The organism is Reichenbachiella sp. (genome assembly GCF_033344935.1).
In the GTDB taxonomy this organism is placed as follows: Bacteria; Bacteroidota; Bacteroidia; order Cytophagales; family Cyclobacteriaceae; genus Reichenbachiella.
In genome coordinates this window covers 4,171,821-4,193,623 of sequence record NZ_JAWPMM010000001.1, presented here as the reverse complement: position 1 = coordinate 4,193,623, position 21,803 = coordinate 4,171,821, and the positions used below count along the sequence as shown (strand labels likewise).

Below are 21,803 nucleotides of genomic sequence, written 5' to 3'. Positions count from 1 at the left end.
TCTAATTGATTTTCTATTCGTCTTTAATTGCGTCTACAGGATTTGAGAACCCAGCTTTTACGGAGTGAAAACCTGATATGGCAAGGGTTAAAATTAGAATGGCTAATCCAGATACAAGGAACACGAAGGGTGAAATATCTATTCTGTATTCGAAATCTTCCAACCATTGCTGCATCATAAACCAAGTGAGAGGTACACTGAGTACAATAGACGCTAAGATTAATTTTGCATGTTGCTTAGATAGTAGTACTGCTATTTGCCAAACGTTTGCTCCAACAATCTTCCGGATACCTATTTCTTTGGTTCGTTGTTCGATCGCATAAATAATAATACCTAATAGCCCTAAACTGGCAATAAGAATGGCCAGTGAAGAGAAAATGGAAAGCACCTCCAGAAAGTTTTGCTCAGCCTGAAAGTTGGCAGCAAATGCTTCATCGACAAATAAATATTCAAAGGGTCGGTCACTGACGAACTCCTGCCATTTCAACTCGATAGTATTTAATATTTGTGTGAGCTGCGTACTAGAGGCAGCATCTATAGAAAAGACTCCATTGAACCTACCACTATCATGCATACCAGAATCATGAGTGAACAGAGCGAAAGCATCTACGGTTCCTCTAAGCCCTCTGTAGTTAAAATCAGAAATAACCCCAATCACTTTGAATACTTGGTTGCCATGATCATAAGAAAGCTTCTTTCCAAGAACCGACTCGTCAAGGTCCCAGCCAATATCGCGAACTGCCTCCTCACTAATGATCACATTGTTTTTGTCATCACTGAAATCATCGGAGAAATTTCTTCCGTAAAGAAGTTTAATACCTAATGTTCCAAGGTACTGATCATCGATCAAGGTATAATCAATTGGAGTAGTTTGTATGGTCGCATCAATTGGTTCGAATTGATCACCAGACCAATGGTCGGGTGGTACAGAGGTGCAAATGGAAGCTGAATTGATTCCAGGAATCTGAGTCAGTTCATTGATAAAGCTTTCACGTTTGGTTTCATCCATCCACTCGAGATTTTTTAACGCTCCTAAATTATCCTTGGTGAAGCCAACATCTTTAGTATAGGAATAGCTCAACTGATCAAAGGCAATTAGCGTGGAGGAAATCAAAATGACTGAAACTGTAAATTGAACAATGACCAGGCCATTTCTGAGTGGAGCACTTCCTTTGCCAGTTTTCACCTTTCCTTTCATGGCATCTATTGGTTTGAATGCACTTAGGAACAACGCAGGATACCCACCGGCAATAATGCTCATGAACGCAATGAGGCCAAATAGTAATCCAACAACTTTGATATTCATCAGATGTCCAAAAGTCAACTCAGATTCAGTCAACTGACTGAAATAGGGTATGGAGTACCAAAGCAAGACCATGCCAACTAAAGCCGACCCTAAACAATAGATGAACGACTCAGTCATATAACCTAAACTGAGTTGCCATCTTGATGAACCTAAGAGCTTTTTGATACCAGCAAATTTGGCTCTTTTGATATGTTGTGTAGTGGTGAGATTGGTAAAATTGATACAGGATAAGAGTATGATAAATCCTGCCGCTAAGCCATAGGCATATATTGAATTCATATTAACAGGAGTCGATATCCGATTCAATACATTGGTATTCAAATGAATGTCCGACAATGGCTGAAGAAAAATATCCCACTTTTTGCCTTCATCTAGATAATCCTGGTAAGACATGTTCATCAAACTTTGTAGCGTTTGTTCTGCATGTCTTCTTGGTATATCCTTGAGTTTTTCTCGTACCTCCGAAATATTAGCATTTGGATTCAGCTCCACAAAAGTCACGAATCCGGTCCACAGCCAAGACCAGTTTTGTCTTTTTACATGTGGAATGCTATTCATTGGAGTCAACATATCGAAGACTATAGAGGAATTTGAAGGAACATCCTTTAGGACACCAGCTACTCGGTGTGAATAGTTCTTGCCAGCATATTCAAATTGAAGTACTTGTCCCAGAGGATCATGATCGCCAAAGTATTTTTTACTAATAGACTCAGTAATGATAATATTGGATGGGTTAGAAAGTAGGCCTTTTGGATTTCCATGTAACAATTCAAAAGAAAAAATGTCCAGGAAGTTGGAATCGGCAGCCAGAACGCCAGATTCCATATGAGAGATTTTTTGCCCTAGTTTATTTTCATAGGTAACTAAATTGGCATTGAGCTTAAGCAATCTGGTGCCTCTGGTCACTTCCGGAAGATCCTCTGCCACTGAGAATACGACCCCTGGTCCGGTTGAACCAAACTGTTCATCTACCTGATCACTCCATATAAAGGTTTGATTGACTCGATAGATATTTTCTCGATTTTCATGGAAATCATCAAAACTGGTTTGATAATCCACATAAAGATAGATGAGCATTGAAGTGCATATACCTGCAGATAAACCAAGTATATTGATCAATGAGAATAATTTGTTGCGCTTTAGATTTCTAAAGAATTGGGCAAAGCAGTGTTTTAGCATAATTTCAAGTATAAGTCGAAAGGAGATTGACTAAATCTGTGCCACTTGTTTAAATGCTTAAAAATCAGTGTGTTGCGAAATTAATGAAGATTGATGAATGTACAAATACGGACATCATTGATCAATTTCGCAACAAGGAGCTGTTTTAGTTCACTTCAGCCTTCACTCTTTTGTTCAACTTAATCTTCTGTCTCCCCTTTCGAATTCTAATGTTTAGTACCTCAACGATCAGAGAAAAGAAAACGGCGAAATAGATATAGCCTTTAGGTACATGGTGGCCCATGGCTTCCACAGTAAGCATAAATCCAATGAGTATCAGGAAGGATAGGGCAAGCACTTCCAAGGAAGGATGTTTCGATATAAATGCACTAATTCGTCCTGCAAAAGCCATCATGATAAACATCGCAATAATCACGGCTATGATCATAATGGTGAGTTGGCTGGTCAATCCTACTGCAGTCAAGATAGAGTCAAACGAAAAGATAATATCGAGCATAATGATCTGAGCGATTGTTCCAGCCAACGTAGCAGTAGTTTTGGAAACTACCTCATGATCTTCCATGACCTCCATTTTATGGCCAATCTCCAAGGTACTTTTTCCTATTAAAAACAATCCACCCCCTGCAAGAATCAAATCCCTACCACTAAAAGCATGATCAAATAAGGAAAATAGTGGTTCAGAAAAACTGATAATCCAGGTGATGCCGAATAAAAGCCCAATTCTGAAAACCAGCGCACACATTAATCCTATGTTCCTTGCCTTTGCCTGCTGCTCTTTAGGGAGTTTGTTTGAAACTATTGAAATGAAAATGATATTGTCTACACCAAGTACAATCTCAAGAAAGGTAAGAGTCAATAGTGCAATGAGCGATTCGGGAGTCAGAAGGGATTCCATAGTGATAAGTGGTTGAATAGAATTCAATAATAATCATCTCATCCAAATAATTTCTAATTGAAAGAAAAATAATCAAAAAGTATTTAATATTTGTAACAACAAATAATGTAACTCCGTTAATAGTCGCAATATGAGATTCGAAGAAGAAATAAAGCAGTCATCATTTAAGAATTCAAGAGAAAAGGCCATAATCAACGTGGTGTTTACCGGTAACTGGTTGAGAGACAGAACGGACGTGGTCTTGAAACCTTACAAGATAAACGAACAGCATTATAACCTTCTTAGGATATTGAGAGGTAGGCATCCACTCACCATATGTCCCAGTGAGATAAAGGAGGTTTTGATTAATAAGCGTGGAGACCTGACCAGGTTATTGGATAAACTGGTCGCTATGGGGCTAGTGGAGAGAGATGTCAATCCGGACAATAGGAGAATGATAAACTTGAAAATCAGCGAAAAAGGAATTGACTTTCTAGCGCAGCTTGATCCTGAGATGGAAAAATTGAGTCGAACAAATAATGCTTTAACTGTCGAAGAGTCAGAGCAATTGAGCAACCTTCTCGACAAAATGCGAGGATAATTTTTTTGCTCCAAAACATGTAATTACAACAAACGTAAAAACGAATAAAATGAAAAAGATCATAGCATTTGCAGGAAGTAATAGTTCAACCTCTATCAATAAACAGTTGGTTCAGTATGCCGGATCATTGATAGAAGATAACGAAGTAGAGTATCTGGATCTTAGGGAATATGATGCACCTATATATAGTGCGGATATAGAGAAGGTGGGTGTTCCGCAGTCGATTAAGAATCTGGTCGCTAAACTAGCAGAAGCTGATGCTTATATCATAGGTACACCAGAGCATAACGGCAGTTTGACTGCATTTCTGAAAAATACTATTGACTGGGCTTCGAGAGTGGAGGCCAAGTTTCTGGGAGGAAAACCAGTTTTGCTTTTAAGTACATCGAATGGCAAACGAGGAGCTGTCGGCAGTTTGGAAGATCTAAATAATAAAATGAAATACTTTGCGGGTGAAGTTGCAGCAACGTTTAGCTTGGGATCTTTCTCTGAAAATTTTGATATAGACCAGGGAATCATTTCCAATGCCGATGAAAAGAGTAAGCTGCAAGAAGCAGTTGGCCAATTTGAAAAAGAATTATAATTATCAAATCTTATTAAACAATAAATGAAAAAAGCAGCACAAATTTTTAACGGTCCCAATTCTGAAGATTTGGGCAAATTTCTTATCCGATTCATATTGGCATTTGGAATGATCTTTCATGGCTGGGGTAAACTCATGGGCGGAGCCAATCATATCGCTGGTATGCTAGGTGATATGGGGATACCTTCTTTTATAGGTTATGGAGTGATCATAGGGGAGTTTGTAGCGCCGTTACTCCTTATTGTAGGATTCAAGTCTAGATTGGCTGGATTAGTGATGTCTTTTACCATGCTGGTGGCATTACTCATGGTGCACACTGGAGATATTTTTAGTGTGAGTGATCACGGTACCTGGGCAATCGAATTGCTGGCCATTTACCTAGTCGGTGGTTTGGCGATAGCATTCTTGGGATCAGGAAAATACAGCCTCTCCAAAGGCCAAGGAGATTGGGATTGATTTAAAATATTTAGTTCAAGTAGTTGAGGTTGGTTTTAATCCTGACAGGCAACTTCGGTTGGCTTGTCAGGATTTTTGCCTTTATGGGTTTTAGGTTTTTTCAATTTTATCTCTAATAATGAACTGATTTATTAGCCTATCCGGTAAACTATAAAGCAAAAAGAAAGGCCTAAAAACCCTTCTATTTAACTCGTTTTGAAAGATTTGCTTACAAGATAGGTAATTTGCCTATGAAATTTTGATCTTTTAAAATTGAAAAAGTCCGTTTAAAGCCAGTGTTGGCACATTCGCTTATTTTCCTTTTCAGTGCATTGATTTTGTTTCCTGTTTGCGTAAAAAACTATTTACGGATATCCTGTATTTTATTATAGCAGATAGCTTCTCATCTTTGAACCATAGAAATTTATTATTCACAACGAATAAGTTGAATTTGGATTAAAAATTTAGAGCTATGCAAGGGTATTTTATCAGATCATCAAGAGTAACACCATCAGTTTACTTCAATCCAAAAAAGGAATTGTTAGATCTAAGAGGGAAGTCGAGTCCTGAAAACCCATTGAATTTTTACGGTTCATTGTTGTTAAACATGGACAAGTACGTAGAAAATCATAATGGAAATATTACTGTAAACCTTGCGTTTGAATATTTCAACACGAGCTCTTCTAAGTGCATATTCAACTTGCTAAGAAAATTGGATAATATTAGCCAGCTAGGAAAAAGAGTAATTGTAAACTGGTATTATGAGAATGACGATGACGATATGTTGGAAGCGGGAGAAGATTTTAGCTCATTCTTTGGATATGAATTCAACTTCGTATCAGTACCAGTGATCAATTCTCTTGGCGAAGAAACAGAAGAAGAACCGCAACTAACTGCGGCATAAAATATTAATTGGACAGAAAACAAGAAAGTTATGAAACCGAAATTCAAGTCAGCAGAAAAAACAGTGAAGCAAGTAGTAGTTGGAACAATATTGACCTTCGGGTTCGTGCTAGCATGCACGATGCTTAGCGTAATAATATAATTACTAAGGAGCCAGCAGTAGAAGAGAAGAAAAGCAGCCTTTATCAATTACCTGAAAACAGGCTGTGGAGATCGGGTTCGTTGTATTACCAGCTATGGGAATAAAAGGTATTAAGCGAAGGCTCTGAAGTAATTTATTAAGGTGGTTAAGGTTACGCGAAAGCGTAACCTTTTTTTGTTCATTCTTTTCCCTCATTAGGCCTGAATAGGACAGATTCATGCCTCTGTCAACCAGCGCTATCCATTCCTCCATTTTTTTTGTTAAATTTAATAGAGAGAGAAGGTTGTCTTATTAGTTCATTTTTAAGGGTAAACTGCGCTTCCTCGAATGAAAAATAAGTAAATCCACCGGCATGTCCAATACGCAAATTCGGGAAGAAAGGTACCTGGATATTATTAATCAATTTGCTGTAGGTCTACTCAATCAGAGTACGATCAAGGAAACCTTGTGGAGTGTAATTGATAATGTGGTATCAAAACTGGATTTTTATGACTGTGCCATTTACTTACTGGATGAAAACAAAGAACATCTTATTCAAGTAGCTTCTCAGGCTTATAAGAACAAAGAACCGCGAAACACCAATGCCACCTTAATCAAAATGGGAACTGGCATCGTGGGTAAAACAGCCATTGAGAAAAAAGCTAGAATCACCAATGATACCAGCCAGAGTGAGGACTACATTAGCGATGATGAATGGAGGTTTTCGGAAATTACCGTTCCCATCATCCATGAGAATGAACTCATCGGTATTATTGATTCCGAACATCCGGATAAGGATTTTTTTCAGCCCATTCATCTTAACATTCTGACGACCATTGCCTCAATGGTGGCTATTAAAGTGGTGCAAGCACGGCATTTGGAAAACCTGGAAGCTAGGGAAAAAAGCTTTAACCTGATTTACAGTAGCACCAACGACCTTATCTTTTTAATGGAGGTAGAACCTGATCATATATACAGATGTGTTTCGGTGAATCGGGCCTATTTGGAGTTAACGGGTAAGAAGAGGAGTCAAGTAATAGGAAAGACTGTTGATGACATATGGGATCCCAAACGGGCCAAAATTATTTTGGCTCGTTACCTGGAAGCAATAGAAACCAAAAAACCAGTTACTTATCAAATCGAATTTGGTACTGGTGAGGAATCGATTATAGTTGAAACCAAAATCACACCGGTTTTTGACTATAAAGGTCGTTGCACCAATCTCTCTGGAATTTCGAGAGACATTACTGCGGCTAAACAGGCGAGAGATGAGTTGAGGCAGGAAAGAGAAAAGTACCAAACACTTTTTTCTAAGGCCAATGATGCTATTTTCATTTTGAAAGATGATGTGATCATAGAATGTAATGATATTACCACTCAGGTATTTGGTAGAGAGAGAAAAGACCTTGTCGGACGCAAGCCTCATGAACTTTCACCTGAATTTCAACCTGATGGCCAGAGGTCTGACCGTGAGGTGCCAGTAGGCAATTTTGAGTGGTTGCATACCAAAGGGGATGGGTCTTTATTTACTGTTGACGTAGCGTTAACAGAGCTGAGCTTTGGTAATGGCCAATATGTTCAGGCTATTATGAGAGATATCACAGAGAGGATTGAGGCAGAAGAAATTCTGCGTGCAAGTGAGAAAAGATGCCGTACCATTTTTGAAAATTCGCTCGATGGTATTTATAAAAGTACACCTGAAGGCAAATTTGTCGAAGTTAGTCCTGCTTTGGTCGCTATGTTGGGCTATGATTCCGAAGAAGAATTGTTGGCGATCAATATTAAAGACGATTTGTATTTCAAACATGAAGACCGGTACAAGCATTCCAATCAGTATAGGCTGAAGAAAAAAGATGGATCTGAGATTTGGGTAGAAGACCACGGCTTTTATCATTACGACGATTCTGGTAAGGTGCTCTATCATCATGGTATATTAAGAGACGTCACAGCTAAGAACCAGAAACAAAAAGAGATGCAAAAGCTCTTGGATGTCACAAGTGATCAGAACAAACGCTTACAAAATTTTGCCAATATCGTCTCACACAATATTCGTTCACATAGTGCCAACCTTACCTCACTGGTATCCTTTATGGAAATAACCACGGACCCAGATGAGAAAGAAAAAATGTTTCAAATGTTGAAGAGCAGCACGAGTCAACTGGAAGAAACCATTATGAATCTCAATGAGATCATTACAGTGAATCAGAATTTGAATAAGCCGATTGAGCAAAGAAACTTATTGGAAGAAGTGGAGAAGACACTTCAAGTATTGAATCTGGAAATTCTTGAAGGCGGTGTGACAATTAAAGCCAACATTGAGCCGGAATTGACCATTCAAATTATACCCGCCTATTTGGATAGCATTTTATTGAATCTAATTGGTAATGCGGTTAAGTATAGAAAACGAAGTGGTAAAGCAGTCATAAAGATCACGGCTAAAGCACTGAAGCGAGGAGAAGTCAGAGTGAGAATTGCTGACAATGGTCTGGGAATAGACATGGCCGCTTATGGAGATAAAGTGTTTGGCATGTATAAGACTTTTCATGACAATGAAGATGCTCGTGGGTTTGGTTTGTATATAACCAAAAATCAAATCGAAGCTATGAAGGGACGGATTGAAGTGGATAGTGAAGTAGGAAAGGGAACAACATTTACATTACATTTTAATGAAAAATATTGAGCTGGTACTAGTCGTGGAAGACGATCCCATATCTTCCTATGTGATCAATTTGGCCCTTCGTCAACATGAGGCCTTTTTGGAATGCTTAGAACTCTCGAATGGACAAGTAGCTATAGATCATCTGGTCGGAAATGGTCAGCGTTTGCCGGATTTAATCCTTCTGGATATCAACATGCCAGTAATGGATGGATGGGAGTTTTTAGAGAAATTTTCAGAAATGTCCGTAAGCCAGGATATCCCCGTTGTTATGCTTACTTCATCTATTAATCCTGATGATATAGAAAAAGCTAGAGCACATCAATTAGTCAAGGGCTTTTTGTCAAAGCCCCTCAACAAAGCTAAACTAGATGAGGTGTTGACTTTTATTTAAGTAATAAGCTGCTCTAGCGTTAATCCTTGAATCAAATAACTAAAGCAGCTTGTCATATTTTTAAGAACTTGGGAAGCCGTCGCTTTTGATTACTTCAATAATTTGCTTCATATGGCGCTGTGTATGGCCACTCATAAAAAGAATCACTTGATACGCATCAACCTTTCCAAAAGGAAAATCGAAGTATCTGTTTCTCAAATCCTCCTTAGTCTTTTTCATGAAAACTATATTGGATTTACGTTGTGCATTAAAAGCATCCAATGAACCCTGAAAGGACCCGAAACTATTGGTAGGTTCAAACTCAGGACGAGTTTTTACCTTTTGGTCACGGCTGGTAATCATCGCCAATAGTTGCTCATCCGACATCATCACTTCACTTCTTTTAGAAGGGTCAGGGTCTGTTTTTAGAGTCATTTCTACAATTCCAAAAATATTCTTCTCAGATATAGCGATATGTTCCATCGTCTCCGCAATCGACCAAACGCCTTCATCTGGTATGTAATTAAGCTGGTCTTCTGATAAGTCTTTGACAGCAATCAGCAATTCACTTTGAGATTGTTTAAGGTGATTGATCGCCGTGCTTTTTTCAGCCTTAGTTAAGGATTGAGCAAACGTGGTGAATCCAGTAAGTAGCAAAATCTGGATGAGTAATATTGATTTAAAATTTTTCATAGTTTTTTATTGTTTGGTTTAATGACGATTGGTTTTAAACATTTAGGACAATACGTTAAAAAATCTTTATTAAGATAATCAGAACTTGGTGATTAGATTCAATTTTCTGCTCAGTCTTTTGTTGGGTGCCTAACAATGCTTGCAATATCTCGTATCTTCGATCAAAACTTTCCAATATGAGCCAATCGAAAGCCTCGCTTACTTTTATTTTCATTACACTTTTAGTAGACGTAATTGGATTGGGAATTATTATTCCAGTCATACCAGATTTAATCAAGGAATTGATAAATGGCTCATTGGCGGATGCAGCCGTGTATGGAGGCTGGTTAATGTTCTCCTATGCTTTTATGCAATTCATTTTCTCACCCATTATGGGTGGATTAGGAGATCAGTTTGGGCGTAGACCTGTGCTGCTGGCTTCACTTTTCGGTTTTGGAGTGGATTATTTATTACTGGCATGGGCTCCAACAATTGGATGGCTATTTGTAGGAAGAATATTAGCGGGGGTAACAGGTGCAAGTATGACTACAGCTTCCGCCTACATTGCTGATATCAGTAAACCGGAAGATCGAGCTAAAAACTTCGGAATGATCGGGGCGGCCTTTGGTCTCGGGTTCATTATAGGACCTGTTATTGGTGGATTGCTTGGCGCTTATGGATCCAGGGTGCCATTCATTGCAGCAGCTGTTTTAACCTTGCTCAATTGGCTGTATGGATATTTTATTTTGCCAGAATCCTTAGCAAAAGAGAAAAGGAGAAAGTTTAGTTGGAAGCGTGCCAATCCTATAGGCTCGCTCATTCAGTTGAAAAAGTTTCCCGTCACAGTGAGTTTAATGGTCGCTATGTTTTTTGTGTATTTGGCCTCTCACGCTACACAAAGTACCTGGGCTTATTATACCATGGAAAAATTCGGATGGGATGTGAAAATGGTAGGCTATTCCCTGGGTTTTGTTGGTTTAATGGTGGCCATTGTGCAAGGTGGATTGATTCGTGTAGTGATTCCTAAAATAGGCGACCGAAATGGAGTTTACTTAGGGCTCATATTATATTTTATTGGTTTCGTGCTTTTTGCTTTTGCTTCAGAAGGTTGGATGATGTTTGTTTTTATGATTCCTTACGCCTTGAGTGGTTTTGCCGGTCCTTCGCTTCAAAGTATTATGACTGGGCAGATTCCCGAAGATCAGCAGGGAGAGTTGCAAGGAGCCATTACCAGTATGATTAGTCTCACGGCTATCGTGGGGCCACCTTTGATGACGGATTTATTTGCTCGGTTTACAAATGATTCCCTTGGTATTTATTTTCCCGGTGCACCGTACTTGATGGGAGCCATTTTTACCTTTATGAGTATAGGTTTTGCCTTCCGAACACTTCGAAAGTATGCCAGCGTCTTTGGATAATTTTTGAGACGAAGCAACCGAAACTGTAACTTTTGCATCCTATAGGAGACTAATACAAAAACTCATACGAAACCTACTCATGCTTAGCTTATCCAGCACAAACAAAAGTGCACTGCTTTTATTAATACTTACACTTGTTTTTTTTAAGATCAACGCTCAGGGAATCCAAGGCACTATCAAGTCTTCCGATGGCGAACCTTTGCCATATGCCACTATTTATGTGAGAAATATTGAAACCGGAACGACTTCCAATGCAGAAGGCTATTTTGAATATCCTTTGCCTTCAGGTAAATACGATCTGGTTTTTCAATATATGGGTTACAAATCTGTGGTGAAGTTTATCGAGGTCGGTAATGGTTTTTCTGAGGTTCATGTGAAACTAGCGCCTCAAACTATAGTACTCAGGGATGTGGAAATACGCGCTGGCAAAGAGGATCCTGCTTATACGATCATGCGAAAGGCGATCGCCAAAGCAAAGTTTCATCAGCAGCAGTTAGATAGTTATGAAGCCGAAGTGTATATCAAAGGGTCTGGCAGGTTGATTGACTCTCCATTTTTCCTGCGAAAGCAAATAGCTAAAGAGGGGGTAGATTCGACCACGGCCTTTGTGACGGAGTCTATTTCAAAAGTTAAATATACTCGTCCGAATATCTATGAAGAGGAAGTATTGTCAATCCGGAGCAGTGGAGAGGACAATAACACCAGTCCGATGGAGTATCTGAAAGGTAGTTTTTATGAACCTAAATTAGGCGAAGCAGTTTCGCCACTTTCGCCGAAAGCATTTGCCTACTACCGATTTGAGTATTTAGGAACTTACAAGGATCAGGAATATGAATTTAGTAAGATACGGGTCATCCCGCGTTCCAAAGGCGACGATGTATTTGAAGGGGAGATCTCAATAGTTGAGGACTATTGGAGCATCCACAGTCTCAATTTGAAAACGAGTTATCTGGGTATAGAATTTCTGATCAACCAAATTTATAATCCAATCGACAACAAAGCCTGGTTGCCCATTAGTCATCAGTTTGATGTAGAGGGTACTTTTTTCGGTTTTGAGTTTGAATACAATTATTTGGCAACAGTAAAAAACTATCAGATTGAAATAAACAAGGACTTGGATGTTGAGCTGGTAGTGATCGATGAAAAAGTGGATAAAGAATTGGCTGCGAAGTTAGAATCTCAGAACAAAAATGTGAATACTGAGGTCCTGGAAAAAATGCAGTCTGGCAAAGAAATGACTCGCAAGGAAATGCGCAAGTTGATGCGAGATTATGAGAAAATGGAGTCTGAACGTGATACAGCACGTGATATCCAGTATGTCACAAATGTCAAGATTGATTCACTAGCGTTTAAAAAGGACTCGAGTTTCTGGCAGTCCGTACGACCGATTCCGCTTTCCGAATATGAGATCAAAGGCTATCACAAAATGGATAGCATGGCACTGGTGAATAAGCAGGAAGCTGAGGGGGATACCATAAAGACTAAAAAGGGAAAAGAAGGGTTTAAAATCTACGATTTGCTGCTTGGTAATACTTATAAAATTGGTGATAAAACACATTTAGAATTAGAGTCGCCTTTGCTTTCACTTAACTTCAACTCCGTAGAAGGTTACAATTTCTCTTACCAATTGGCCTATACTAAAACTTTTGAAAACAAAACCTGGTTGGAGGTAACTCCAGAGGTCCGGTATGGATTCTCTATCAATCAACTACAGAGCAAGCTCAAAACCACTTATAAATTTGGTGAGCAAAATGTGATTGTAGAAGGAGGTAGATATGTGTATCAAATCAATCCAGAAGAACCAATTATTCCCATTATCAATTCCTTGACTACACTCATGTTAGAAAGTAATTACATGAAACTTTATCAAAAGGAGTTCGCTGCATTAAAGGTTCAGAAAAAGATCACGGACAAATATCGAGTGAATGTTTCTGCCGAATATGCCAATCGTTTGCCTTTAGAAAATCAGACTAATCATACCTGGTTCAATAAAAAGGACAGAGTATACACGCCTAATACCCCTGCCAATGTTGAGCTAGGCAATACCACCTTTTTGGAACATCAGATATTTATGACAGGTTTGAGCTTGACGATGAAGCCCTGGTTGAAATATTATATCAAGAACAACCAAAGAGAGACCATCAATCGATCTTCTCCAGAGTTGACGTTGGCCTATGACAATGCGATACCAGTGAGTGCGGCCGAAATTTCCTATCACAAATGGTCTGCTGATCTAACTCACTCGCTGGATGTAGGTATCAGAGGGAGGCTTAGTTTTAGAGTTGGCGGCGGAGGGTTTCTGGCCAAGGATAGTATTACCTTCCTTGATTACAACCATTTTATGGGTAATAGAACGCCTATCCAGGATATTGATGTAGTGAAAAGCTATCGACTCTTGCCATACTATAATTACAGTACAGAAGGGCCATATTTCAACTTGTTGACACACTATCAGTTTAGGAAATTCTTTTTCTCACGATTTAAATTCGCTCGGAAACGAGGAGTAAAGGAGAGTGTATTTGTGAATTACTTAGGCACCGAATCTTCGCTCAACTATACAGAAGCGGGCTATAGTATCGATAATATTTTTCGATTGTTCCGATTGGAAGCGGTCGCGGCTTTTCAAGATGGAGAGTATGTAGATTGGGGTATTCGATTTGGAGTTGCGGCATTCCTCGAAGAAATGTTTAATTTTGAATAGACTCCAGCGCATTTTTACATTGATTTAGCAATACAGCTAAATTAAAACTTATTTTTCCTCAACTACTGAACATTGACATGAGAACAAGCTGTAAACTATTCCTCATAGTGATGATTTTCACTATGGTGAATACCTCCATTGCTCAAGAAATACCTAGAATCAAAGAGAACCGACAGGCCAGGTTAGAGTACGAGTATGAAATGTACAAGAACCCATCTACCAACCAAGTGCCACAGGGCATACGCCAAAGGGAATTGCAGTTTGTAAAGTCGCCATCCGCAGGCCTGGATGCACGATTCCGACCTGAAAAATCGGGTCGAATAACTTCAGATCAATCTTGGGATCAACGAGGGCCATTCAACCAAGCAGGAAGGACCAAGGCGATTGGTATCGATCCGAGGAATGAAGATATCATTTTAGCTGGAGGCACCTCTGGCGGCATGTACAGAACTACAGATGGTGGTGCTTCATGGACTTTAGTTTCTAACCCCCAGTCTAACCCATCCATCACTGGCGTAGCACAAGACCCAACCGCTCAGGACACTTGGTATTATATTACTGGAGAGGGAAAAGAATCTGTAAATACTAATCAAGCCTCTCAGCAGTATACCGGAGATGGGGTTTATAAATCCACAGACAATGGAGTGACTTGGTCACAGCTGACTAATACCAAGCCTGAATCGACACTTTTTGGTGAAGGGCTACGATCCAATTGGCAGTTATGCAGCGACATTGCTATTGATCCAATTGATGGGGCTGTACTGATTGCAAACATTGGAGGTATTTATAGATCAGTTGATGGCGGTACTAGTTGGACGCTGGTTTTGGATGCAGAGGGTCAAGCCAATTTTGGAGACGTAGTACACATTGATGTGTCCAAAGTAGATGCAAGTAGTAGAGTGTACTACGCTGGAACTCACAGTTCTGGTACGAACAAAGGATTTTTTAGGTCAACAGATGGCCAGGCTTGGTCAGATATCGGAAAACCGGTCACCGGATTTGGAGGTTCTTGGGAAAGAATTCGAGTATCTATTGCTCCTAGCAATACTGATGTGGTCTGGTTTGTCGTGCGAGGTGATGCTTTGGTTGCAGATGGTGATTTTGCAAGGGACATGCTTGTGAAATACGAGTATGACGAGAGTACTCCTACGTGGACAGATTTTTCTGACAAGCTGCCAGCTATCGGAGGAGATGTAGGAGACTACAATACACAAGGCTCATACAATATGGTCATTCGCGTGCATCCGGATGATGAAAATAAAGTTTTTCTAGGAGACATCAACCTTTGGCGATCGACTGATGGGTTCGCAACAGCATTAGATGGAGCCGACTGGATTGGCGGGTATTCCCCCAATAATAATGTAAGTCAATATCCGAATCATCACCCCGATGTGCATGAGTTAGTATTTTTTCCAAGTGATCCTGACAAAGCGTTGTGTGGACATGATGGAGGACTAAGTTTAACTACAAACATTTTGGCAACAAATAGTACTCATCCAGTGACTTGGAGTGATTTGAACAATGGTATGTACACTACCCAGGCTTATGCGATTTCTATCGACCCTACAACCGAAAACAGCGCGGTAATTGTAGCAGGGTTTCAGGACAATGGAAACTATGCAACAGATGAATTGTCTGGTACCACGGATTGGATTGAGCAGCCGCATGGAGGGGATGGTGCTTGGAATGCGGTGTCTTCAGGTACTGAGAATTGGTATATTTCGCAGCAATTTGGTAACGTTCAAAGAATGCCTGCAGGAAGTCAAGGAGGACATGGTGTTAATCCTCATACGCGGGGCTCTAGTAGTTTCAATAGCTTTATCTCACCATTTATTTTGGATCGAAATGATGATGACATTATGTACTATACTGCAGATAAAGAACTTTGGAGAAATAATTCTATCTCGACGATAAATGAAAACGGTCATCCTTTTAATGGTACGAGCGAAGGTTGGACCAATTTGAATTTGAGTGGAGCGACGCTTTCTGGAAATATCACAGCATTGGAGACTTCTGTTTCACCGGCGAATATGGTGTACATCGGTACCTCAGCTGGGGAATTATACAGAATTGATAACGCCAATACAGGGTCGACCGTCACACTAAATGATATATACACCGGTAAGGGACTTCCAAATGGCTTTGTAAGCTCCATAGATGTCGATCCAGACAATGCCGATCACGTGTATATCACATTTTCAAATTATGAGATATTTTCGATTTTCAAAAGCACTGATGCTGGAGTTACCTGGACCAACATTAGTGGAAATCTGGAAGAAGAAGTGTCTGAAGGCGTGCCAAGTGTAGATGGTTCTGGTTCTGGGCCAGCCATTCGATGGATTCACGTGTTTAAGAAGACAGATAATACCAATGTCTATTTAGTTGGTGCTACCACAGGTTTGTACTCTACAGAAACTTTGAGTGGTATGACTACGGTATGGACACAAGAGGGCACTTCCAGTATTGGCAATGTGCCTGTCTCTATGATTCGATCTAGAAAAGTAGATGGTTATGTGGCCGTAGGCACCCATGGCAAGGGCATGTTCAGTACTAATATTTTGACCATAGATGACGACATCTTGCCTACGATTACCGCTAAGTCCCCAGCAGATGATGAAACAGGAGTAGAATGGGATAGTGATCTGACCATTACTTTCAGCGAAAACATAAAAGATGCAGGAGGTATGGTTATTCTTAAGTATGCAGAAGATGATACTGATGTTGAAACAATCGCAGTATCTTCTGATCAAGTCACTATAGAAGACGCTGTAGTTACTATCAACCCAACACAAGATTTGGAAGATGGAATAGGTTATTACGTAATTATTGAAAACGATGCATTTAAAGATATCGCAGGAAATAAATTTGCTGGGATAGAGGATAAAACCACCTGGAATTTCACTGCAAAGGCAATTACCAACGTTGAGAAACCTCTACTAGAAAATAAACTCAATGTCGCCGTTATAGATCATGGAATTAATCTGCATTTTTTAGGTCAAACAATTAAACAGGCAGAAATCAACGTGTATACGATTACTGGTAAACAGGCCACCTTTACAGCAAGAAGTTCGTTTAAAAACAACAACGTCAATGTTAAGGCTGAGCTAGCGCCAGGGGTATATGTGGTGAAGGCATCAACAGCGAAAGGCTTATATACCAAGAAATTTTTAGTCTCAGAATAATCTCAAATTATGAATACTGTATTAACAACCCTTGTGATAACTGCTGTATGCTTTGGAACAAAGCTGAAAATAGAAGAATCGACATTTAAGGAAATAGCACCCGGAGTGGCCAGCGGATATGTAGTCACCAAATATGATATTCAGATTAAAAGCACTGGTAACAAAAAAGCAACAATAGAAGAAGTGTGGCTTAAAAATCGAAAAGCCAGTTGGAGGTTATTTGACAGCGAAGGAAAAGTGGTTGAAACCATGAGTGGCAAGGGCCTATATCAGTTGGTAGGGGAAATAAGAAATAGGTCGGCAGGAGCTAAATTTAAGAGCAAGTTGGGAGCTGAGGAAATTACGGGATCCTACGAGGAGGATTTCATAGTGAAATATAAAGTGGAAGGATCGGATGAGGACAAATGCTTGGCCATTGAAAAAATAGGGAAAATCGAGCAAGTAAGGATGCAATAGTTTTAGGGTCGACCGAACTGGGTTGATCACTAATCAATCGCGATGTTCTTCTGAAAAGCAGTCTCAAAAGAAATCGTAGTATCGGTGCCTTCCACGCCTGTCAAAGGGTGAATACGTCCGTAAAGCACATCTCTCAAGTGACTGTTGTCCTTGGCGAAAATCTTGATAATCAAGGCATACTTGCCTGTAATATTCGAACACTCTACAATCTCAGGGATCTCTTTCAATGAAGCAATCAGACTATTCACATATTTGGCATTGGTCACTTGTATGCGCGTCATAGCCTCAGTAGTGTAGCCCAATACCTTAGGTTCGAAGACATAGGTGGCATTTTTGATCACCCCAGATTGGCGAAGTTTATTCACTCGCTGATGCACCATCGTGTTAGAAATACCAAGTTCTGTGGCTAACGTTGAATACGGGACACGGGCATTTTCGCCCAATCGTCTTAGGATTTTTTTGTCTGTTTCGTCAAATTGACCAATCATGAGATGAAAGAATAATGAATGGTGTCAAAATTAACTATAATATTAATTTATAAGTTAATTTGACTTAAAAAGTATTAATAATTGATTAACTGGTTTAATAATTAATTGATATAGTAAAATATGACTTTGTTTTGTATTCAAATATTTATGCTATGCAATACGAAGAAATCATTAACATCTTTTGGAAGGAATATGTGAAAACAACACCTTCTGCCGGTAAAATTCATGAGCTATTAGAAGCTAAAGGGGAGAAGATCAGCAATGATCACATCGCGTTTCGTACCTTCAATCACCCAAGTATCAATGTAGAGCAATTAGCCAAACCATTTTTAGCTTGTGGCTATGTAGAAAAAGACGATTATGTCTTTGAAGAGAAAAAATTGAGAGCAAAGCATTATGAGCACCCTGATGCCAAAGCACCAAAGATTTTCATTAGTGAGTTGTTGTTAGAAGAGTTTTCTGAAGAGCTGCAGTACATTGTTTTGAAGAAAATCAATGAAATCCCGATGGGATTGATCGAAACCAATTCAACGATTTTTTCGGGTAGACCTTGGGGCACGATATCTCACGAGACTTATTTGAAATTGAGAGAAGAGTCAGAATATGCGGCTTGGATGTACGTGTATGGTTTCTGCGCCAATCACTTCACTATCAATGTGAACCAGTTGACAGCTATTGAGTCCTTGGAAGAAATGAACAATTTCTTAAAAAACAACGGCTTCCCTATGAATGTATCTGGAGGTGAAATCAAAGGCTCGCCAGAAGCTTTGCTAGAGCAGTCCAGTATTTTGGCGGACAAGAAAGCGGTTGATTTTGCAGAAGGCTCGTTTGAAGTACCATCTTGCTACTACGAGTTCGCCAGAAGATACGAAGATGCCAGTGGAAATCTATTCAATGGATTTATTGCCAAGTCGGCAGACAAAATATTCGAAAGTACGAATGCGGCTTCATAAGCCGAGACTCCTAAATCAACCCGAATTAAGTATTAGAACTTCGTAATGAGAGTCTAAATCTAATGCATAAATCGGGTTAAAAATTTAACCCAAAATGATAAGTCAGCTCAAGCGTTTCGGCGAGGGCTGACTTTTTTGTTTGTATCCGTCAAAAAAAGAAAACCAAAGGACAACAATCCACCTTAAAATGCCAATTAAAACAGTCAGGCTGAGGTACTCGAAGCCTCGCTGCTCGACGTAGGTAGACATTTTGAGAGCCTCAATGTGACATTTATTGAAATGGAGATTATTTAGTTAGACTGTTTCAATTTCGTTTTTTTATTGCCTTTCTCCTTGATTTTGAGTAACTTATATACTCCCAAAAATCGTACTGTTATGAATCTCATCACAAAAATTGACCAATGGATGGATGCACGATTCGCTCCCGCCTGGTTAGACCTTCTTAGAGTTGTTCTAGGAGTTTTTTTATTTATCAAAGGCCTCATTTTTACAGCCAATTTTCAAGTACTCGCAGATAATGTTCAATCCATGGGCATGGTTTACATGGCCGTAATAGCTGCTCATTATATTTATTTGGTGCATGCAGCTGGAGGTTTGATGATTGCGCTAGGTGCTTACACCCGTGTCATGTGTGCTTTGAACATCCCTATTCTAATGGGTGCAGTGATCTTCAACGCCACTCATTTCCTTACCATGGATAGCCTCATGGAGCTCGAAATGTCTGCTTTGGTTCTAGTTGGTCTGATTGTCTACTTTCTTTTCGGAGGAGGTCGCTTTTCTGTGGACGAACTTCGCCGCCGAGATGCCAAACGCAAAGCAGAGTTGGCTGGGTTTTAAGGAGCTATACTCCATGACTGCTGTCATTTCGTAAGGAAATCGATGAGAGTCGATTGACTAGAGAAATCTCCTTATTCAATTGCAGTCTGCTTGAAGCTAAGAAGATCCCTTCGCAAGCTACGGGATGACTTAAATGTTTATAAGCCTATGAAGAAACTTTGCACCCCCCATAACTTCCCCAAATCGCTGATTCGTATATCTTTGCGGCTATGGCAAAAAATGACGATCAGAATCTATTGAAAAAGATCATAGCACACTCCAAAGAGTACGGCTATGTATTCCCTTCTAGTGAAATATACGATGGCCTCAGCGCCACTTACGATTATGGCCAATACGGGGCGGAATTGAAGAAAAATATCCGTGACTACTGGTGGAAGGCTATGGTGCAGATGAATGAAAACATTGTAGGCATCGACGCCTCAATTTTCATGCACCCGACTACCTGGAAAGCTTCTGGTCATGTAGATGCATTCAATGATCCTATGATCGACAATAAGGATTCAAAGAAGCGATACAGAGCAGATGTGCTGATCGAGGAGCATGTAGCCAAGATCGAAGCCAAAATCGATAAAGAAGTAGCCAAGGCTGAAAAGCGATTTGGTGATGCTTTTAACAAGGAAGAATTTTTGTCTACTAATGGCCGTGTATTGGATAATCAAAAGAAGATTGACGATATCAATGCACGATTCAAAAAGGACATCGAAGAAGAGAACTTCGAAGACTTAAAATTATTGATTGAGGAGTTGGGTATTGCTGACCCGGTGAGTGGATCTAAGAATTGGACGGACGTAAAGCAGTTCAATCTCATGTTCTCCACAGAACTCGGTGCAGTGACGGATGGTGCCAGCAAAATCTACCTCCGACCAGAAACAGCACAAGGTATTTTTGTGAACTACCTCAATGTCCAAAAAACTGGTCGTATGAAGCTGCCATTTGGTATTGCGCAGACAGGTAAGGCCTTTAGAAATGAAATTATCGCTCGTCAGTTCATCTTCAGAATGCGCGAATTTGAGCAGATGGAAATGCAGTTTTTCATCAAGCCAGGTACAGAGATGGAGTGGTACGAAAGCTGGAAAGAAAAAAGAATTAAGTGGCACAAGTCTCTTGGGCTTGGAGAAGAAAATTACAGATTCCATGATCACTTGAATCTCGCACACTACGCAAATGCCGCTTGTGATATCGAGTTCAATTTCCCAATGGGCTTCAAAGAATTGGAAGGTATTCACTCACGAACTGACTTTGATCTGAAAGCTCATGAAGAATATAGTGGAAAGAAACTTCAGTTCTTTGATTCTGAAGAAGAGAAATCGTATGTACCTTACGTAGTAGAAACGTCTATCGGGTTGGATAGAATGTTCTTGGCAATCTTGTCAAGTTCATACACAGAAGAAACATTGGAAGATGGAAGTAGTCGAACTGTACTTCGTATTCCTCCAGTATTGGCACCTGTGAAGGCTGCGGTACTGCCATTGGTCAACAAAGACGGATTGCCAGAAAAAGCCCGTGAGATCATGGATGAGTTGAAGTATTCAGTAAATGTCCAAATGGATGTGAAAGACGCTATTGGCAGAAGATATAGAAGACAAGATGCTATTGGCACACCGTACTGTATCACGGTAGATCATCAGACTTTAGAAGACGGCATGGTTACCATTCGAGAGCGCGACAGCATGGAGCAGAGAAGAGTCTCAGTAGACGAAGTAGTTGCTGAAATCGAAAAAGCGGTTGACTTGAAGAAGTTATTGAAGCAGCTCTAAGGATTGCTAATTAGAATATTGAAAGGCTTGCATTTGCGAGCCTTTTTTGTTTGAAGCCGGTTCAATCTCCCCAGCCCTCTTCTCCAAGAGGGAGTAATTGCCCTTTAGAAAAATGTGGTTAGGGGGATTTGAGCAGTTCTAAAATTATATTGGTCTGCTTCGTCTCAGGAGCAAGTGCTCACCAGCTCAGAGTCACCTGTAAGGGACTCTGAGATTTGTTATACTCCCTCAGAGTTCTCGTTGAGTAACTCTGAGGGAAGTGAAGGCTGTCTCAAAAGTTTAAAACCTCTAAGAATTGTCACATTGAG

At 39.9% G+C, this 21,803-nt stretch carries 17 protein-coding genes; 13 read left to right on the top strand and 4 right to left on the bottom strand.

Annotated features, from left to right (window positions below; translation table 11 throughout):
• Window positions 1-13: 13 nt before the first annotated feature.
• Window positions 14-2,425: an ABC transporter permease gene (locus R8N23_RS18050; protein WP_318173001.1), complete on the bottom strand. Its 2,412-nt coding sequence runs from the start codon at window positions 2,423-2,425 to the stop codon at window positions 14-16.
• Window positions 2,426-2,630: 205 nt separating this feature from the next.
• Complete coding sequence (locus R8N23_RS18045) at window positions 2,631-3,380, bottom strand: TerC family protein (RefSeq protein WP_318173000.1); 750 nt, start codon at window positions 3,378-3,380, stop codon at window positions 2,631-2,633.
• A gap of 130 nt (window positions 3,381-3,510) precedes the next feature.
• On the opposite strand from R8N23_RS18045, the gene R8N23_RS18040 reads away from it, so the two are divergent.
• The 6 genes from R8N23_RS18040 (at window position 3,511) to R8N23_RS18015 (ending at window position 9,052) form a co-directional block, all read left to right on the top strand.
• Window positions 3,511-3,960: a MarR family winged helix-turn-helix transcriptional regulator gene (locus R8N23_RS18040; protein WP_318172999.1), complete on the top strand. Its 450-nt coding sequence runs from the start codon at window positions 3,511-3,513 to the stop codon at window positions 3,958-3,960.
• Between the two features lie 49 nt (window positions 3,961-4,009).
• Window positions 4,010-4,543 carry an NAD(P)H-dependent oxidoreductase gene (locus R8N23_RS18035; protein WP_318172998.1) on the top strand — a complete coding sequence of 178 codons (534 nt, stop codon included), beginning with the start codon at window positions 4,010-4,012 and terminating at the stop codon, window positions 4,541-4,543.
• 24 nt (window positions 4,544-4,567) lie between these two features.
• Window positions 4,568-4,999, top strand: coding sequence for a DoxX family protein (locus R8N23_RS18030; RefSeq protein ID WP_318172997.1), 432 nt, complete (start codon window positions 4,568-4,570; stop codon window positions 4,997-4,999).
• Between the two features lie 451 nt (window positions 5,000-5,450).
• Window positions 5,451-5,882 (top strand): DUF1987 domain-containing protein, encoded by a 432-nt coding sequence (locus tag R8N23_RS18025; protein WP_318172996.1) that lies wholly within the window; start codon window positions 5,451-5,453, stop codon window positions 5,880-5,882.
• A 493-nt stretch (window positions 5,883-6,375) separates the two neighbouring features.
• Window positions 6,376-8,682: a PAS domain S-box protein gene (locus R8N23_RS18020; RefSeq protein ID WP_318172995.1), complete on the top strand. Its 2,307-nt coding sequence runs from the start codon at window positions 6,376-6,378 to the stop codon at window positions 8,680-8,682.
• Window positions 8,669-9,052 (top strand): response regulator, encoded by a 384-nt coding sequence (locus R8N23_RS18015; protein WP_318172994.1) that lies wholly within the window; start codon window positions 8,669-8,671, stop codon window positions 9,050-9,052. Before R8N23_RS18020 ends, R8N23_RS18015 begins: the two co-directional genes overlap by 14 nt.
• A 60-nt stretch (window positions 9,053-9,112) precedes the next feature.
• Here the strand turns inward: R8N23_RS18015 and R8N23_RS18010 are convergent, their stop codons facing one another.
• On the bottom strand, window positions 9,113-9,724 hold the full coding sequence (locus R8N23_RS18010; protein ID WP_318172993.1) for a DinB family protein: 612 nt from the start codon (window positions 9,722-9,724) through the stop codon (window positions 9,113-9,115).
• 176 nt (window positions 9,725-9,900) lie between these two features.
• On the opposite strand from R8N23_RS18010, the gene R8N23_RS18005 reads away from it, so the two are divergent.
• From R8N23_RS18005 to R8N23_RS17990, 4 genes are all read left to right on the top strand, one after another.
• Window positions 9,901-11,121, top strand: a complete 1,221-nt coding sequence (locus R8N23_RS18005) for a TCR/Tet family MFS transporter (RefSeq protein WP_318172992.1) — start codon at window positions 9,901-9,903, stop codon at window positions 11,119-11,121.
• A 79-nt stretch (window positions 11,122-11,200) separates the two neighbouring features.
• Window positions 11,201-13,822, top strand: coding sequence for a DUF5686 and carboxypeptidase regulatory-like domain-containing protein (locus tag R8N23_RS18000; RefSeq protein ID WP_318172991.1), 2,622 nt, complete (start codon window positions 11,201-11,203; stop codon window positions 13,820-13,822).
• Window positions 13,823-13,899: 77 nt separating this feature from the next.
• The gene (locus R8N23_RS17995; protein ID WP_318172990.1) at window positions 13,900-17,004 is read left to right on the top strand and encodes an Ig-like domain-containing protein; all 3,105 of its coding nucleotides are present in this window, start codon (window positions 13,900-13,902) and stop codon (window positions 17,002-17,004) included.
• Between the two features lie 9 nt (window positions 17,005-17,013).
• Window positions 17,014-17,460 (top strand): hypothetical protein, encoded by a 447-nt coding sequence (locus R8N23_RS17990; protein ID WP_318172989.1) that lies wholly within the window; start codon window positions 17,014-17,016, stop codon window positions 17,458-17,460.
• 29 nt (window positions 17,461-17,489) lie between these two features.
• Here R8N23_RS17990 and R8N23_RS17985 read toward each other — a convergent pair whose 3' ends face one another.
• Complete coding sequence (locus R8N23_RS17985; protein ID WP_318172988.1) at window positions 17,490-17,948, bottom strand: Lrp/AsnC family transcriptional regulator; 459 nt, start codon at window positions 17,946-17,948, stop codon at window positions 17,490-17,492.
• Window positions 17,949-18,100: 152 nt separating this feature from the next.
• Here R8N23_RS17985 and R8N23_RS17980 point away from each other — a divergent pair, with 152 nt between their 5' ends.
• From R8N23_RS17980 to R8N23_RS17970, 3 genes are all read left to right on the top strand, one after another.
• Window positions 18,101-18,901, top strand: coding sequence for a DUF1338 domain-containing protein (locus R8N23_RS17980; RefSeq protein WP_318172987.1), 801 nt, complete (start codon window positions 18,101-18,103; stop codon window positions 18,899-18,901).
• 375 nt (window positions 18,902-19,276) lie between these two features.
• Window positions 19,277-19,738, top strand: a complete 462-nt coding sequence (locus R8N23_RS17975) for a DoxX family protein (RefSeq protein WP_318172986.1) — start codon at window positions 19,277-19,279, stop codon at window positions 19,736-19,738.
• Window positions 19,739-19,947: 209 nt separating this feature from the next.
• Window positions 19,948-21,495, top strand: coding sequence for a glycine--tRNA ligase (locus R8N23_RS17970; RefSeq protein WP_318172985.1), 1,548 nt, complete (start codon window positions 19,948-19,950; stop codon window positions 21,493-21,495).
• Window positions 21,496-21,803: the final 308 nt, after the last annotated feature.